General features: G+C 43.9%; 14 protein-coding genes and 1 pseudogene. 6 read left to right on the forward strand and 9 right to left on the reverse strand.

The window, feature by feature from the left end; all coding sequences use genetic code 11:
* Positions 1–18: 18 nt before the first annotated feature.
* On the forward strand, positions 19–1275 hold the full coding sequence (locus D9A03_RS12605) for an ABC transporter substrate-binding protein (RefSeq protein WP_216825463.1): 1257 nt from the start codon (positions 19–21) through the stop codon (positions 1273–1275).
* Positions 1276–1284: 9 nt separating this feature from the next.
* Positions 1285–3180 carry a HAMP domain-containing sensor histidine kinase gene (locus D9A03_RS12610; RefSeq protein WP_120497525.1) on the forward strand — a complete coding sequence of 632 codons (1896 nt, stop codon included), beginning with the start codon at positions 1285–1287 and terminating at the stop codon, positions 3178–3180.
* A 32-nt stretch (positions 3181–3212) separates the two neighbouring features.
* Here D9A03_RS12610 and D9A03_RS12615 read toward each other — a convergent pair whose 3' ends face one another.
* On the reverse strand, positions 3213–7235 hold the full coding sequence (locus D9A03_RS12615; RefSeq protein WP_120497526.1) for a DNA topoisomerase: 4023 nt from the start codon (positions 7233–7235) through the stop codon (positions 3213–3215).
* A gap of 249 nt (positions 7236–7484) precedes the next feature.
* Between D9A03_RS12615 and D9A03_RS12620 the strand changes: the two genes are divergently transcribed.
* Complete coding sequence (locus D9A03_RS12620; RefSeq protein WP_120497527.1) at positions 7485–7943, forward strand: terminase small subunit; 459 nt, start codon at positions 7485–7487, stop codon at positions 7941–7943.
* A gap of 63 nt (positions 7944–8006) precedes the next feature.
* Positions 8007–9470 (forward strand): terminase, encoded by a 1464-nt coding sequence (locus D9A03_RS12625; RefSeq protein WP_120497528.1) that lies wholly within the window; start codon positions 8007–8009, stop codon positions 9468–9470.
* Positions 9471–9472: 2 nt separating this feature from the next.
* Here the strand turns inward: D9A03_RS12625 and D9A03_RS20285 are convergent, their stop codons facing one another.
* The 6 genes and pseudogenes from D9A03_RS20285 to D9A03_RS12660 form a co-directional block, all read right to left on the reverse strand.
* Positions 9473–9871: a TM2 domain-containing protein gene (locus D9A03_RS20285; RefSeq protein WP_120497529.1), complete on the reverse strand. Its 399-nt coding sequence runs from the start codon at positions 9869–9871 to the stop codon at positions 9473–9475.
* Complete coding sequence (locus tag D9A03_RS12635; RefSeq protein WP_120497530.1) at positions 9871–10194, reverse strand: hypothetical protein; 324 nt, start codon at positions 10192–10194, stop codon at positions 9871–9873. The genes D9A03_RS20285 and D9A03_RS12635 overlap by 1 nt, the downstream gene beginning before the upstream one ends.
* A gap of 250 nt (positions 10195–10444) precedes the next feature.
* Positions 10445–10813, reverse strand: a complete 369-nt coding sequence (locus D9A03_RS20290; RefSeq protein ID WP_120497531.1) for a Rap1a/Tai family immunity protein — start codon at positions 10811–10813, stop codon at positions 10445–10447.
* A 19-nt stretch (positions 10814–10832) separates the two neighbouring features.
* Positions 10833–11581, reverse strand: a pseudogene (locus tag D9A03_RS20295) (IS5 family transposase).
* Positions 11582–11663: 82 nt separating this feature from the next.
* On the reverse strand, positions 11664–12041 hold the full coding sequence (locus D9A03_RS12655) for a Rap1a/Tai family immunity protein (RefSeq protein ID WP_120497533.1): 378 nt from the start codon (positions 12039–12041) through the stop codon (positions 11664–11666).
* Between the two features lie 91 nt (positions 12042–12132).
* Positions 12133–12489 carry a hypothetical protein gene (locus D9A03_RS12660; RefSeq protein ID WP_120497534.1) on the reverse strand — a complete coding sequence of 119 codons (357 nt, stop codon included), beginning with the start codon at positions 12487–12489 and terminating at the stop codon, positions 12133–12135.
* A 70-nt stretch (positions 12490–12559) separates the two neighbouring features.
* Between D9A03_RS12660 and D9A03_RS12665 the strand changes: the two genes are divergently transcribed.
* Positions 12560–13354 (forward strand): hypothetical protein, encoded by a 795-nt coding sequence (locus D9A03_RS12665; protein ID WP_120497535.1) that lies wholly within the window; start codon positions 12560–12562, stop codon positions 13352–13354.
* A 371-nt stretch (positions 13355–13725) separates the two neighbouring features.
* Here D9A03_RS12665 and D9A03_RS12670 read toward each other — a convergent pair whose 3' ends face one another.
* Complete coding sequence (locus D9A03_RS12670) at positions 13726–14076, reverse strand: TM2 domain-containing protein (RefSeq protein WP_120497536.1); 351 nt, start codon at positions 14074–14076, stop codon at positions 13726–13728.
* A gap of 208 nt (positions 14077–14284) precedes the next feature.
* On the opposite strand from D9A03_RS12670, the gene D9A03_RS12675 reads away from it, so the two are divergent.
* Positions 14285–14467 (forward strand): hypothetical protein, encoded by a 183-nt coding sequence (locus tag D9A03_RS12675; protein WP_120497537.1) that lies wholly within the window; start codon positions 14285–14287, stop codon positions 14465–14467.
* Positions 14468–15175: 708 nt separating this feature from the next.
* Here D9A03_RS12675 and D9A03_RS12685 read toward each other — a convergent pair.
* Positions 15176–15751 (reverse strand): hypothetical protein, encoded by a 576-nt coding sequence (locus tag D9A03_RS12685; protein WP_120497539.1) that lies wholly within the window; start codon positions 15749–15751, stop codon positions 15176–15178.
* Positions 15752–16045: the final 294 nt, after the last annotated feature.

Below are 16045 nucleotides of genomic sequence, written 5' to 3' on the forward strand. Positions count from 1 at the left end.
TAAGGCAAGGCGTTATTAATGTCACTTCAAGGGTCAGGTGCTTTCAAAGATATTTTATCTGCAAAATCATTCTTAATCAGTTTTTGTTGCTTGATTGCTGTTACAGCCAAGCCTGTGCTTTCTCAGGAGGCATCTAATACCATTAAGCAGAAGACGAGTAATGAGTTGGTTTTCGGTATGTCAACTGCTCTGTCCGGCCCCGCTGCCGAGCTTGGAAAAAACATGCGCCTTGGGGTACAGATCCGGCTGGAGCGGGAAAATGAAGCCGGAGGGATTGACGGTCACAAGATCAGATTGATTGTCTGGGATGATGGATATGAACCAGAGCGCACAATTCCGAACATGCGAGATCTTATTAATCTGGAGGAAGTTTTAGCCATTATTGGCAATGTGGGAACGCCAACTGCTATATCAGCTATTCCGATTGTAAACGAAGAAAAAACACTCTTTTTTGCCCCTTATACAGGGGCCGGTGTCTTAAGAAAAAATCCCCCTGACCGATATGTCATAAATTATCGTGCAAGCTATGCTGAAGAAACATCAACCATGGTGGATGCCCTGATTAGGAACGGCGATTTGAAACCGGAAGAAATTGCCTTTTTTACACAAAGAGACAGCTATGGAGATGCCGGGTATATAGGAGGCATCAATGCTTTGAAAAAGTATGGCTTAAAATCAGAAACAGATATTGTTCATAGTCGATACGAGAGAAACACGCTGGTTGTCGAGAGTGCGTTGGCAGATATTTTGTTAGCAGACCCTCTACCAAAAGCAATTATTATCGTCGGGGCTTATGCTCCGTCAGCCAAGTTTATGAAACTGGCTCGTAATGCAGGAGTGGATGCTCTTTTTCTTAATGTGTCTTTTGTGGGGAGTGCACCTCTGGCCAAAGAGCTTGGCAATAATATGAAAAGGGTAATTGTGACACAGGTCGTTCCGTATCCTGAAGATCTGTCCGTACCAATTGTTCGTTCCTATCACGATGACATGAAGCTCTATGGCGGTGGTCAAGAAGTCTCTTTTGGTAGTTTGGAAGGGTACATCGCCATGGAGATATTAATCAAGGCCATGCACAATATTGAAGGCCAGCCCAACCGTGAAAACATTATAGATGCGATTGAAAATCTTGGGGAGTTTGAAATTGGTATAGGACGAAAACTGTATTATGACCGGGAAAGCCATCAGGCAAGTCACAAGGTTTGGTCAACTACTTTAAGACAAGGTAAATTTGTTCCCTTTGATTGGACAAATATACCGTCATTATTGGTTCCCTAGGGCGAATTGATGACCGAAGATAGTCATGTAAAAAGAATAAAACGAATGTTGTGGGCACTCATTGGCCTGAGCATTGTTATCCCGCTTGTGGCCAATCTTCTTCTAGGATGGGGTGTTGCTAGTCAACAAAAACAAAAAGGTTTATTGATAGAGCGGGAAAGAATTTTCAATGAAGATGTTTCGAACATCAATGAAAAAATCAGAACCGGTATATTTGAAATTGAACGTTTACTGGAAGCTTCCGAGCGGACGAAGCCTGTTAAAGGTATCAAAGCTATAAGAGAGTTAGAAGTCGCCATTAACAACCTGCCTGTAAGCGAGAATGCGCAACTTCAAGCGCTTAGGAATTCGCTCGAAGATCAATCAAAACAATTGTTGAGTGTTCTTTTTAAAGCAGCGGACTGGCGTGGCCGGAATGACCGGGTATTCGAAGACATCAGTCGGGATGTGACACTTAATGATGTGCGAGGACGGCTGACAAAGATTCAAGTGCTTATTAATGCGGTTATTGGGAAACTGCGATTGGATATGGTGCTTTCATTGAAAGAATATGAAAGGCGTAAAAAGAATAGATCCTCGAAGCAGGCTATTGATAAAATTATCAGTGAACACAAAAATCTGTTAAGTCGAAATGTAGGAAACCTTTTAACTGAATTGGCGGATTTGCAGCGACTGGTTGAGGTTCTTTCCGGAGAGAAAGATTATGACCGTTTATCAGATATAAAGGATAACCGTCTGAAGCCGAGTTTGGAGAGGCTTGAAAGAGCAATTCGTTCCATTAATCTCGGCGCGAATGTGAATAATAATCTAGATAATGAGTTATTGCAGTTAAAAGCAAAGCTCTTGGGTCGGACGTATATTAATGAGAGCAGATCAAAGAGAGATGTTGGTGCCAACCTTTATTCCGTTATGGAGGAATATTTAGGCTTACAGGTTCGTAATAAAGAGTTGCAGGCTGAGCTGGATCATATTCTTGTTACGCTGGATCAGGATTGGGCTTCTTTTGTTAATATAACGCGTGTTTTACATGAGCTTTCGGTTGTGAAATCTGATGAAAAACTGTCCAATACGTGGATTACAGTTTCCCTGATCAGTTTTTGGGGGGGCTTGATTTTCCTCGTTGTGATCTGGTTGATATTCAAAGCAGTTTCAAAACAGGTTGATACGCTGGGGCTTCTTCGGCGTCAGGCAGAAGCAGCCAATCAGTCCAAAGATAACTTTCTGGCATCGATGAGTCATGAATTGCGAACCCCTTTGAACGCTATAATCGGGTTTTCTGAAGTCATGAAAATGCAGGCATTTGGTCCCTTGGGAAATGACAAATACCTTGAATATTGTCAAGACATTACGCGATCCGGGACCCATCTGCTGGATATTATTAATGATATTTTGGATGTTTCTGCAATTGAAGCTGATTCATTTAAAGTAAATGAAGAGGAATTCATTTTCGAAACAGCTTTGAATGAAGCTGTGCTGATGGTCAAACTTCAGGCAGAAGAAGAGAACGTTAAACTGTCTAATGAAGCCAAACATCAACGACTGGTTCTTTTTGCCGATGAGAGACTGGTCAAGCAAATTATTATGAATTTGCTGGTCAATGCTGTGAAATTCACCCCCAGAGGCGGCACGATTTGTATCTGTGATAGTTTTGAGGAAAATGGCGACTATCACCTTGTTATAATCGATACAGGTATTGGTATGGATGAGGAGGGGGTTGAAACTGCGTTAACCCCATTTGGTATGGTCAGAAGCGCCTATGATGACAATACAAAAGGCACTGGTCTGGGATTACCTTTGGCTAAAAAGATGATGGAAATTCATAATGGAACTATCGAAATAAAATCAGAGCTGGGTCACGGCACAGAAGTAACGTTGATCTTTCCGTCAGAACGTGTTCGCGGTTAAATCTTCCTGTGTGTGATAAGATGAGCAAGTCGTTATTGGGGCGTCGACTGGGGTGTCGCTCCATAGCCTTGGCCAATGAGGATAACTCGTTCCGAGGCAGTAGATAAGCCCTGTCGAAGATTATTCCTAGAAGCGATTTCTTTGTCTCCTGAGGAGATGGCGTCTGGATCTTCCATTGGAAGAATGATGACTGTTGCCGGGCATAATCGGGTTTGGCACTTATTGACAGGAAGGACATAGGCGAGGCTGATTATATCCAGTTCTCCAAAAGGAAAATCGTGATTTTTCCCTGCAAATTCAATGGTTATTCGTCCGTTGTCCATATAGGATTTTTCATCACTGATTTTAGGAATGTTATCTCGAGTAATATCCTTTATGAAGCCAATATCACCTGTAACGAGATCTTTATCACGGTCATTCTGTTGTAAAATGACTTTATCGCCAACTTTATACCGGGTTCCAAATTTATGCAGATCTAAGCCCGGTTGATGAGTGTTTAGTACGTTTTGGAGTTGAATGGTCAGGTTTTGTGGTCCGAGCATGCCTGCGGCCATACTTATAACCTGAATGTCTTTTACAGGATTGTATTTAAAGCTTTTGGGTAAACGGTTTTTTATAACTTCGACCAGTTTTCGCTGTGTATCTTGCTCATTCTCAGCAGTAATAAAATAGAAACTGCCAGGGTTTTGTGTATCAGATGTGTAACTGATGCTTCCGCCGATGCTTAGTTTTAGCGTGTTCTGGGCAAGTTTGTTGTCTTGGTGTTTCGCAGATAGTTGATCAAGAAAAAGTTTATTGTGATTAATCGTTTCAAGTAGCTTGTCTAGTATCCCACCAGTGCCCGGAAAAAAGTTATCCGGGGAAGCTGTGGATACATGATGTTTGACAAGAACCAGACTTGCATTCTCAGACAAAGCGTCCAGCAGAGCGAGTAGTGATGATCGGTCCAATAGATCTGCACGATCAATAATCAGAAGCTGGCAATCCAATGGTTTTCGAGTATTTCGCTTGTAACTTCTATTCCTGGTATTGTATTCAAGCAATCTGGTCACTGAAATTGCATCAACATCCAGCTCAAAACTTGTTGTTTTTACCTGAGCAGATGAGGGGACTGCGACTACTGTGGATATGTTTTTTGCTGTGACGATTTTGACAAAGGCTTTTATAACGTCCGTTTTACCTGTTTCATGAAGACCTTCAAGGACTGTGAACCTGGTTTTCAGCAGTTTTGAAACAGCACTTTTTTGTCTTTCCGACAACTCAATGTTATCGCGATTAATCACCCAATCAATTGCTTTTTGAGTGTCAATTTCACCCCAAGGAACAATGCCTTCGGATAGTGCATTAAGACGCTTTTTAATTTTTGTATTGTCTAACCAATCCTGTTTTAGGATCAGGAATTCTTGCGCGGTACCAGTGATATCTTTTCCTCTGTAGAGGTGTATATTTTTGGCTTCTATTTCTATAGCCAAAGCTTGTTCAAGGATGTTGGCTGGTATCTCCAGACGCTTATTCAGGAGGGTTAAAAGATTGTTCTTTTCGCGCGCGTCTGTTGCTTGAACCAATGCATAATATAATGCTGCCCCAGCCCGTTCAAGGCAATGGGCTTCCAACCCCAGACTATGTGCGATGCTATCAGGAACATCAAAGGGAATACCCTTTATATTGCGGACAATACAATAGGGATTGTTTTTCAACTTCGGGATTGTGTCTTGTCCCAAGGTCTCAAAAAGACGGTAGGATCGAGCAGGGTCAACATTATGATTGTGCAAGAAGTTTGCAATTTTGGATAATGTTTTTCTTTCCTCAGACCATTCTTCCAGAAGTTTCACCTTTCCCTTTGGCAGGGATGTTTCGGTTTTAAGTTTTTCCGGGGTTGCTACGATCATTTTCAACGCATCTGGGCCAAAGCTTTCAACCAGTTGCTTTGCGGCTTTAGCTCCCAGCCCTTTGATCATGCCATCTGATAGTTGCGTCTCAAGATTTGCGAGAACTTTTTCCGGACTTGGTTCTTTGCCGCCAAGGTGTTCATCGAGAAATTCACGGCAGATATTGAAATCAGATGTATAGCCTTTTGGGAGCTTTACTCCCTTGTTTTGGGCAACGGACTTTGCCGTTTCTTTCATTTTGTCGGTCGGCTTACCCTTAGCTGCATTTTTGGGCATTGCCACACCGGTGTTGATTTTGGGTGCAGTTGCAGCATTGGTTTTGATAATGCCGATAAGGCGTTTTGTGTCATTACCAATATCATCCCAGACCTGTCTGGCTGTCTGCTTACCTTCGAGAACGTCATCAAGGTTCATTTCCCACATAGCGGTAACGCCGGGATCAACCAACTCAGGCGCTGCAGTTTTCAGCGTTTTATAAAGGGTCAGGCCTGCTTGCGTCGGGATGATGTGTTTTCCACTCTGGGCAAGGAAATTTTGTAGCTTTAAACCAGTAATCACCGCTGCACGTGTGGCCGGTGTGCCGATGCCTTTGGCTTCTTTCAGGCGCTCTTTCAGATCCTTGTTTTCAACAAACCGCCAGGCATTCTGCATGGCGTCAATCAGGGTTCCTTCGTTGTAGCGTGGCGGTGCTTTGGTTTTCTTGGTGTCGGTTGTCACGGGGGAGAGAACAGCAATATCGCCATCCTGAATAGGAGGAAGCTCGCCAGCATGATCTTCTTTCTTTTCCATGACATCGGTATAGACGGCTTTCCATCCCTGTTCTTTGGGGATATTACCCGTCACCTTGAAATCCAGTATGGTTTCTTTTGTTATTTCTTTATCTGGCCCTGTTTCTTCATCCGGTAAGGTGACGGGAACTTCCATTGAAACACTGGTTGATTCATAGACATAATCAGGCATTAAAATCGCAAGATATGAGCTGGCGACCAGATCGAACATTCGTTGTTCGTCCTCTGTCAGCCGGCCATAGATGCTCTCGACGCGATCCATAGTATTTTTATTGGGGACAATCGCGTGGTGAGAAACACCCTTTAAGCCAGCATCAGAAAAATGACCTGACTTTCCCTTGCGAACTTCCGGCGATGACAGATCAATGCCTTGGTATTGTGGAAGCTTGGTCAGCCCCTGAATAATCTCACCAATGTCGTCTATTTGATTTTCCGCCAAATAACGGGACTCTGCACGGGGATAGGTCTGAATTTTCTTGCCTTCCCCATCGTAGAGTTCCTGAGCAATGTTGAGTGTTTTGTCGGCACTCCATCCCCAGCGGCGGGCGCATATCTTTTGCAACTCTGGCAGATCAAGAAGACGCGGAGGTTTTGTTTTTTTGATCTTTTTTTCTGTTTTAAGCGGTCCTTCGTATCCTTCGACAGCAATGCGCAGTTTTTCTGCCTTTTCCGGATCAAGAATGCGTTCTTTCGGGGCATGACGAAGGTCCAGTTCGCCAGTTTCTGCCTTGGCTGTTGCGACAAGGTGGAAATAATCCTGAGGAGTAAAATCCAGAATTTCCAGCTCTCGCATACAAACGATTGCCATGGTTGGTGTCTTGACGCGTCCAATACCGATAGCACCGTATTGTCCGGGGTGTTTCAGGGCAACGGTCGCTGCACGGGTTAGAGACAGATTATAAACCTGATCGGCCTGTTGGCGTACAACAGCGGCTTGCCCTAAGTTGTGATATTTATCATTGGGTTCCAGGTTTTCAAACGCCTGTCGCAGTGTTTTTTCATCCTGCGCAGTGAACATGGCGCGCTGCACTTGCCCGGCGAATTTATAGTGCCGTAAAATCTCTTCGCCAATAAGCTGTCCTTCGCGATCACAGTCGGTCGCGATGATGACCCTTTCGGCTGTTTTAAGTGCCTTGGCTATGGCTTCCAGTTTACTTCTTGCAGAAGGTGATGCATCTGGCGCTGGGCAGGTTGGGTAAAAATCATCGGGCTTGAGCAAGTCAAATGACCAGCGCCCCCAACTGCTTTCAATTTGCTGTGGTTCTTGCAGGCTTAACAGGTGTCCTTCTGCTGGAAGGATTTGCCCGTATTTACTGCCGATTGCCGCCTGAACATCGCGCTTTTGCGAAGTTTTTTCTGTAATAATAATGGTGGACAATCTGAAACCCTTTACCGTCACTCAATTCTATTATGCTTTTTAACGTAAAGAAGGGGGGAGGATAAAGGCTCTCTTTTGAAAAAAGTTTGCGTGTTGAGGATAGGATTGAGGTTTCCCTACAAAGTTTCTGATGAATTGTTTCGCTTGCCCGTCGGTTATAAAATAGGGGCAGGGAAGTGTGCGTAATTCCAGCTTTGGATACGCAAATAGCTCTTCCCCATTTCTGTTTTATATCTGGTGGGAGGAAAAATGAGTGATCCGGATTTAAAGCAGCAGTTGACGGAGCGGCAAAAAAGGTTTGTTGAAGAATACCTTATTGACTTCAATGCAACGCAAGCTGCCATTCGGGCGGGTTATAGTCCTAACTCGGTTAAGCAGAGTGCCAGCCGAACACTGAAAAATCCCCTGATGCAAGAGGCTATTGAGCAAGCCAAGGCCGCGCGATCTCAGAGGCTGCAGATTGATGCTGACTACGTTCTGAAGGGCGCGGTTGAGCTGTTTGAACGTTGTATGCAGCGCAGCCCGGCTGCTGATGCAGATGGTGAATACAAATTTCAGCATACGGGGGCTGGGAAAGCGCTAGAGATTATCGGACGACATGTGTCGGTTCAGGCTTTTAAGGAAAAGGTTGAAATGTCGATCGAAAATGAACTTATTGACCGCCTCATGCGTGGTCGTAAGCGCCTGAATGACAAATCAGAAAATTGAATGGATTTCATTTAGTTTTCTGATTTCTGATCACTATTTTTCCATCTGATTTTGAGGTGTCTGATGACCCACCGGGTTGATCTGGATCTTGCCGAGGACTGTGCGCAGTTCTATGCGGATCCGCTGGGGTTTGTGCTGTGGGCCTTTGATTGGGGGCAGGGCGAGTTGGTTGATTTTGAAGGTCCGCGCGATTGGCAGTTGGCTTATCTGAAAGATCTGGGTGCACAGATCAGAGAGCGCGGGTTTGATGGGCTTCATCCCGTTGCCCCCATGGATATGGCAACGGCATCCGGCCACGGTATTGGCAAGTCGGCAATGTCAGCGTGGCTTATCCTCTTTATCATGTCAACGCGACCCTTTGCCAAGGGAGTGGTGACATCGAATACCAGCGATCAGCTACGCACGAAAACCTGGGCCGAGCTGGGGAAGTGGCACAAGCGTTGTCTGACGGGGCATTGGTTTAGCTATAGCACCAGCAAAGGGAATATGGCGCTGGTCCATAAACGCCACCCTGAAAGCTGGCGGTGTGATGCGCAGACCTGTCGCGAGGAAAATTCCGAGAGTTTTGCCGGACTGCATGCCGCAAATTCGACGCCCTTTTATCTTTTTGATGAAGCCAGTGCTGTGCCTGATAAAATCTGGGAAGTTTCTGATGGTGGTTTGACCGATGGCGAACCTATGCGTTTTGTCTTTGGCAACCCAACACGAAATTCCGGGCGTTTTTTTGAGTGTTTTAACCGTTTGCGCCATCGCTGGAAAACGAGACAAATTGACAGCCGTTCAGTCAGGGGAACCAACCAGAAGCTGATGCAGCAATGGGTGGAGGATTACGGCGAAGACAGCGATTTTGTTCGCGTCCGTGTCCGGGGGGTGTTTCCTCGGGCAGGATCGACGCAGTTTATCAGTGGTAAAATTGTGGAAGAGGCAAAAGGCCGCCAACTTTCGGCGCAACCTCAGGATGCTATCGTGATAGGTGTGGATGTAGCCCGTTTTGGCGATGATCAATCCGTGATTTTGATACGACAGGGCCGCAAGGTTTTAGAAATAATCAAGTACCGCGTGGATACCATGGCATTGGTCGGTCATGTGGTTGAGATGATCCGCAAATGGAAGCCTGACGGTGTGCTGGTTGACGGCGTGGGTGTTGGTGGTGGCGTTGTGGATCGCCTGAAGCAATTGGGCCACGACTGTATTGACGTAAACGCAGGGGCCAGAGCACAGGACCAGAAGACTTACATGAACAAACGCGCAGAGATGTGGGGTAAGATGCGCGATTGGCTCAAGGGTGGTGATATCCCCGCTGATGATCAGGAGCTTGAAACAGACCTTACCGCCATTGAGTACGGCTTTGATGCCAAGAACAGGCTCCAGCTTGAGCGTAAGGAGGATATGAAGAAGCGCGGGCTGCACTCTCCAGATGTGGCGGATGCACTGGCGTTGACCTTTGCCGAGGATGTCGTGAAGTGGTCAGAGGATGACTATGGCGATATGGAGGTCGCTATCTCGGACTATGAGCCGGGGGGGTAGGGCTAATCGAACGCCTCAACCTGTTGTTGTGTGAGGGTGTCGGGTTGTTTCTTTAGTTTGAAGTAGATCCAAAAGAGGTCGAAGGTGAGGTAGAGAGGAGGCAACCATGCACATAATATATAACTTAGTACCATTATGTTTATGTGTAATTCATTATTCATAATTCTATTAAGTTCAGATTGAGGGTTGTTTATGATTGCCAATGGTAGCTTTACGTACATGTGCTGCATAACCATATCATCCATGGTAAAAAAAATAATACTTGAGCCTGTCAAAAAATACACCCCAACCACACTCATAGCCAAAGCACTCCACCGCTTCTCCAAATACCACCGATGCCCACCGAAGATACCAGTGAACAGCCAGAGTAAGTACGCTATGGGGAGGGATTTATTGGGCATTAAGCGCTTTCAAAGGGAGTGAATTTAATATCATACCCATGAGGATTATCCCTTGGAGGCTCATTTGGATCTGTTTCCCACGTTTCCAGTTTACCTTTGATCTGGAAACCTATTTGTGAACTAACATAAGTAAATAGATCAGCTGCTTGCTCCATGTCTTCTGCCCAGATCTTCATAGCCATGAAAGCATCACCCTTGGGGCATTCAAAACCTTCTGAAAGTTCTTCAACTACTCCTTCTGAAATTATTGAATAATGCTGATAAGGTGTTTTGAGTTTGCCATATCTGAGCTTTAATTTCCAATCAGTTTCAATCTGTTCCATTACAATTCAGCTAAATATTTGAAATTAAATTTTCCCCGCACAAAGAAGGAAGAGGGCGAGGGTTAGTCTTTGGTATATACGCCATTTAATTGCATCAACCAAGATCAATGAACAGGAGAGGGTGACCGCCAAGGGGATCGCCAAGCTTGGTGAGTTGTTCGAGAAAGAAGAGGTGAGTAGTGTGCCGCCGCCTTCGTTGGGTGGAAGTACTCACCTATCAACCTAACACTAAGGCCCTTCGGTGCCTTTTTTAGTTACAGGGATATGCGTCAGAAAGAGCAAGAGTTATTGCGTAGCTAGCTTGCTCTCTTTTGCTAGCTTGGTTACGGCCTATATATTCTAAAACTATGTCTTTAAATTGATAAATAGAGAATTCTACAGGTAGGCAATAGTTTAATATCTTTGATATTTTTTCATCATTGTACTCATTGTTTTGAACATACACGGTTATTGCTCCGCTCCACGTACCAGAATTAAATCCAGTAAAATACCCTAAACAAAAAGATTCATAATCTTTCTGGGAGCAAGTATTGTATAGATCTTCGCCACTAGAGAAATCCGCTTTTGCTTGAACTAAGGTGGACCCAATAATGAAGATAGCTGTAATGATGTGTTTCATTCTTAATTAGGGTGTGGACTCAATTGATCCATAATTTCATTGAAAAGAGGTATAGCATATTTAAAAAGTTTGCTCCCTTTTTCTCAAATCGTGTTGCCAGCCGCCTCATATCTTTCATTTTACAGAAGAACCGTTCAACAATATTTCTCATAGCATAGAGATTTTTATCATGGGGAACGGGATTTTTGGCATTTCGTTTTGAGGGGATAACCGCCAAAGCACCTTCATCAGCGATATCCTGTCTGATTTTACCACTGCTGTAGGCTTTGTCGGCAACAATAGCCAGAGGCGGTACCTCCCAGTCCAGAAATTCAGGCATTAATTTACTATCGTGAACATGACCACCACTAATGGCAAGACGGACCGGGCGGCCTTTCTGATCTACAGCCACGTGAACTTTGCTTGTGCGACCTCCGCGTGAGCGGCCAATACCTTCCGCCAGTTCCCCTTTTTTGACCCGGCCGCTGCGCGGTGAGCCTTTACAATGGAGCCATCTATAAAAATCAAAGCGTCTTCACATTCTGTTGCCAGCGCATCAAAGATACCTTTCCAGATACCACGCTCACCCCAACGAACATAACGATTGTAAACCGTTGTGTGAGGGCCATAACGTTCCGGAAGATCACGCCAGGGTGCACCTGTGCGCAAGATATAGAAGATACCATTCAGAATAACACGGTCATCACGACGGGCTGGCCCGCGACCTTTCTTCGGTAGTAAAGGCTCAATAACCTGCCACTCTTCATCACTTAAATCAAATCGGGCCATGTAAAACTCCCTAAAACGAGAGCTATGAATCACAAAAAGTTATATTCTGCAAGACATTAAAATGGGTTCACACCCTAGTACCTTATAAATTGCAGGGGAAAGCTTCACGAAGAGACTGGATGACTGCTATTCCAGCAAACCTTTTTAAATATTTAGGGTTTCTTTCAATATATTGTCTGTATATTTTTATAGCAGTTTTGTTATCTAAGTTGGTAGGAATGCATAGGCGGGTTATTTCTGGCAACTTTTCCTTGTCATATGTTTTTAAGCCATTGTTGTGCATATATGCCTCAGTACGCCCCATGGAAAATCCGTCATAAATCCCCATGATGTAAGTGGTGCACAATTCCTTTTGTTCCCCAGTTGAGCAGGCTGAGTAGAGAGCGTCATTGGTGATCAGTCCATCTGCATGGCTGTTAAACATCCACAATGAAATGGTCAGACCTAGTAAATACCTCATTCCATTCCCCATTGTATTCTAACTCAATATCTCTTATCATTCTCGTGGGCTAGTTCGCCCAAAGGCTCTGCGGTTGCAGGGCCTTTTTTTGTTATGTGTTTGGGTCTTCGAACCAGCAGAAGCCAGTAGTTCCATTTGATGAATAACATCGACGGGTTAAGCCAGTTGTTTGCTCGATAGGTTGTTTGTGGCAGTTTGCAACAACCTTACCACAGACTGTGGCTTCTTTTGCTGTAGAGAGGTGTTTGGTATCTGCGGTGCAGACGTCACTAGAAAAGGTAGGTGAGGTGCAGTTGTAGTTGTTTCTGATATCAGAAACAACGTTTGCATCACCAAGAGCATCAAGTGAACCAGTTACTAGACCAGGTCCGAAGCTATTTAGATGAAATGAATTACAGGCAGACAAGCTTATAATTAAACAGCCGATCACACAAATTCGAACAAGCATAATAACCCCCGTTATCTGCTCTTATATTGAGAGTGGGTAGGGGGAGAGTCAACTATAAGGAGTTTTAGATATGGCAGAATCAAGAGGTCGTCCCGGATCGCACGGTCCCGGAGGGCGGAATTCCAATAATAACGGTAACGGGAACCAAGGGCCTGATTTTGGAGGCGGAGGCGATAACGATTATGGCAATTCGAAACCGAGTGTCGGGCGGCATAATGTTAAAGGCTATTCTCACCAATCCTTTGGCCCACAAGGTCTTGATTTCTTTGGGGGCGCAAATGGTTACGACAAGCTGACAGAAGAGCAGCGAAGAAGGGTTGCCAGGTTCAGAAGTCCATTTGCAGCATTTATGCATCGCTTTGGCTCTTTCCTTGTTCCAGGGGTTGATTCACATTTAAGCATTGACCCTCAAACAGGTGAGCTTGCTTCTGTCGATGAGTTTGATGCTATCGGAATGACAACCGGTATTATGGGAACCGGTGGGAAAAATCCGGTAGGAACGTTTTTCAATCGTGGATATCAGATAGCGAACAGACTTGGGTATGGCGCCCCAACGTATAATTCTACCCGTCCTCACAGTAGCTTCAACAATGGTTCGCAAGGTCGCCCCGGCGTGGGAAGCGGTCACGGATTTTCAGGTGGAGGCAATCCGGGTGGTCGACCAGAAAATAACAGCCGATCATCACTAAGCAGATCATTTAACAAAAGCAACTCTGTTTATGATCAGGCACAACATATTCTCTATCCGCAGGAAGAGGAAAATACATCCTTTGGGGTTGGTGTGAGCCAAGGAAAGTCGAAGGTCAGGAGAGCGCGGAACTTGTCCACCCTGAATGTGAGAAGACCGAGGTTTGGACGGGGGTGATTGTTATCAAAGGTGGCCGAATCCTGAAATTAAAAAACCAAGTATTGCGACAATGGACAACAAGCAGAGGCCACCTAAGATTATGTATAAGATAAAAGTTACTATCTTTGATTCTTTATGTGTTTTTTGATCCAGCACATTAAATCCCCTGATGTATGTTTAGAATAATATTATTTATTAACAGAGAGCTAAACAAGCTGTTTGCATTTCATAACGAATGCAGTTGTCATTTTCCATGTATTATTCCATAGGCCTCATGTTTTCACACATGGGGCTTTTTTATGAGAAAAATATGCAATTAGCAGAGACGATTGTTAATAGAAAGAGCGCGTTACAGCAAGAATGCCAGAAGTATGACAAGTTGGGAAAAGTTAACTCGCAGATTCAGTTGCCTGTTCGAGGGTGTTTTGCTTTTTAATGGCGAAATAAATCCAGAAAAGATCGAACTTTAGGTAGATTACCTGCAGAAAGAAAGCGTAATTTACGACAGTCTCAATGACTTTATAGGTGTTGGCTGTTTCGGGATCTGGAATTAGGTTGAGATCATCAATGTCATATTCGATCATAAGACCGGTTATGTATGCCAGGGTTGCCAGATAAATGCAGAAAAAGAGCAGGTGAATAGCCGCACCCCACCTTTTTCTCAAATACCAGCGGTGTCCGCCGAAGATACCTGTGAAGATCCAGAGTAAATATGCGGCGAATAATGATTTTTTAGCCATGAAACCCTTGCGTTTCTTTAATGGTTAAATATCCATAACTGTCGATAATCAGTTACAATAAGCTCTACGAAGCGTTATATTTTTTACAGGATTTAGGAGCAGTTCACATGCCTCATATAGAGTATGAGGTTTGGGGGATATGAACCTTTTTGATCTTGTTGCCGACTGACAGTATAAATCTGTACGTAATTTATTGTCGGAGGACAAAATGGGTTGGGTTCTTTTTCTTGTCGGTCTGGTGGGAATCACGTTCGGGATGTGGGGGATGTATACGGATGCTGGCCGGGTTCGGTTTGATGAAATGGATGGCCTTTACCCGATGTTCAGTGCCTTGGCTGGCGGAATCTTGGTTATCATTTCCATTTTTGTGATTTATTATCGCAGCCGTTGAATACACTCTGCTAAAACTTGTCAAAACTCTTTAAAATTTATCGAAACCCCGGGCGAGAAAAAACAGGCAAGGAAGCGCGGTATAGACGGTGATAAGCAAAAGCCAGAATTGGGTGAGTTGATAATAAAAGCCGGGTTGGTTGATAAAGAGGAAATAGGAAATCCCGCCAGCATAGGCTATGGTAATAACTATACTTATTGTTGGGGATATTCGCTCACTTACCCAGACGGACAGACATAGGTGTGGAAAGAGGATAAGCAAAAAAAGATCTAATAATCTTTGTTTGAAAATCATTGGGATAGCCCGCGAATTGGTAAACTTTTTATCTTCATCTGAGTGGTTATCTATCATTATCAAATTTAACTTTTTTTGAGTATTTTTCCTCTCGGTATTCAGGAGGATTTTTCATTGCTTGTGTAGCCCAATTTGTATCTCTCTTTAGGTTTTCAGTTAGAGGTATCGTTAATAATTATATGTGCTGATGAATAGTGATTGGGCGCAAATCTTAAGTCAAGATATGATGGCGGGGTCATCTTTTAAGAAAATGATTGTAAAATTACCTAATTTGATTAGGGTTGTTACGACTGATTGATTGTACCGAACGCCGCAAACCTCCTAGAGGGGCGCGGCGTTTTGGTGTGTATCAAGAGTTATCCGCCAAGATTTTGTTGGTGTTTGAATTACAGAACATTCGACAGATTGAATTTTTCAGAGAATATCGCGATATTCTTCGTAAAGTCCCAGAGGCTCAAACATGCATTGCATTGGATCGTGTTCTGATATGGGACGAAAGCGGTGGCTTTTGGTTTGTAGCGCTTTTTGATCTTGTGCTTGCAGGGGAATGCCCTGTGCCATCTTGTTGAATACTTTGTGCTGATCCGGGGTCATGAGGTTATTCCATGCGTCTTTGTTGCTACAGGCACATATTTGGGATTGTTCTTCCGGTGTTAAATTTACAAGCCTGTCGACGGCTTTTTTCATAAAACGTTTTTGTTTTTGGGTGATCTGAGGGTGATCAATAAACTGATTAAGTTCTTCGACAATACCATTCTTCATCTGGTTGGTCGTGATCTGTTTCATACATCCCAGATAACCAATAGACATACCTGGTTCATCAAACAGGCCGTTTACTTGCTCTAGCTCTTTTAGAATTTCCGGGGGATATTTAGTAAATTCGCCACTTCTCATTTGGCGTTCGAGTTCTTTGACATCAACTGATTGCGCGTATGAGATATTGCTTATTGTCGAACTTAATATGAAAAATATCAAAGCAAGGAAGCGCATGAGTTAATCCTGTCAGATGAAAGTATACTTACATTATGAACAAGTGGTTTGTATTTGGACAAGATTGGGGCGGTAGAATAGTACGTATTTTGAATTTGATTAATGATAGAAAACAAAAGACCCGATTTAATTGTGAGTTATGTTAGAGTGTTGATGCTTCGAGTTCAAATAATTTTCAATAATATTTTAAAGGTAGGGAAAGAGGGCAGCCGTCGGAAAAGACAACATATTTTTATGATACTTTTTGTTCTTATGATTTTGGCATTAATATTTTTATGGGAAAATGCGTCTTCT

It is taken from the genome of Kiloniella sp. EL199, from assembly GCF_900313065.1.
Taxonomy (GTDB): Bacteria; Pseudomonadota; Alphaproteobacteria; order Kiloniellales; family Kiloniellaceae; genus Kiloniella.

Excerpts from the sequence above, each read along its gene's own strand:
- D9A03_RS12675 (WP_120497537.1), top strand. The coding sequence starts at position 14,285 with ATGGGTTGGGTTCTTTTTCTTGTCGGTCTGGTGGGAATCACGTTCGGG.
- D9A03_RS12610 (WP_120497525.1), top strand. The coding sequence starts at position 1,285 with ATGACCGAAGATAGTCATGTAAAAAGAATAAAACGAATGTTGTGGGCA.
- D9A03_RS12665 (WP_120497535.1), top strand. The coding sequence starts at position 12,560 with ATGGCAGAATCAAGAGGTCGTCCCGGATCGCACGGTCCCGGAGGGCGG.
- D9A03_RS12625 (WP_120497528.1), top strand. The coding sequence starts at position 8,007 with ATGACCCACCGGGTTGATCTGGATCTTGCCGAGGACTGTGCGCAGTTC.
- D9A03_RS12605 (WP_216825463.1), top strand. The coding sequence starts at position 19 with ATGTCACTTCAAGGGTCAGGTGCTTTCAAAGATATTTTATCTGCAAAA.
- D9A03_RS12655 (WP_120497533.1), bottom strand. The coding sequence starts at position 12,041 with ATGAGGTATTTACTAGGTCTGACCATTTCATTGTGGATGTTTAACAGC.
- D9A03_RS12670 (WP_120497536.1), bottom strand. The coding sequence starts at position 14,076 with ATGGCTAAAAAATCATTATTCGCCGCATATTTACTCTGGATCTTCACA.
- D9A03_RS20290 (WP_120497531.1), bottom strand. The coding sequence starts at position 10,813 with ATGAAACACATCATTACAGCTATCTTCATTATTGGGTCCACCTTAGTT.
- D9A03_RS12620 (WP_120497527.1), top strand. The coding sequence starts at position 7,485 with ATGAGTGATCCGGATTTAAAGCAGCAGTTGACGGAGCGGCAAAAAAGG.
- D9A03_RS12660 (WP_120497534.1), bottom strand. The coding sequence starts at position 12,489 with ATGCTTGTTCGAATTTGTGTGATCGGCTGTTTAATTATAAGCTTGTCT.
- D9A03_RS12685 (WP_120497539.1), bottom strand. The coding sequence starts at position 15,751 with ATGCGCTTCCTTGCTTTGATATTTTTCATATTAAGTTCGACAATAAGC.
- D9A03_RS12635 (WP_120497530.1), bottom strand. The coding sequence starts at position 10,194 with ATGGAACAGATTGAAACTGATTGGAAATTAAAGCTCAGATATGGCAAA.
- D9A03_RS20285 (WP_120497529.1), bottom strand. The coding sequence starts at position 9,871 with ATGCCCAATAAATCCCTCCCCATAGCGTACTTACTCTGGCTGTTCACT.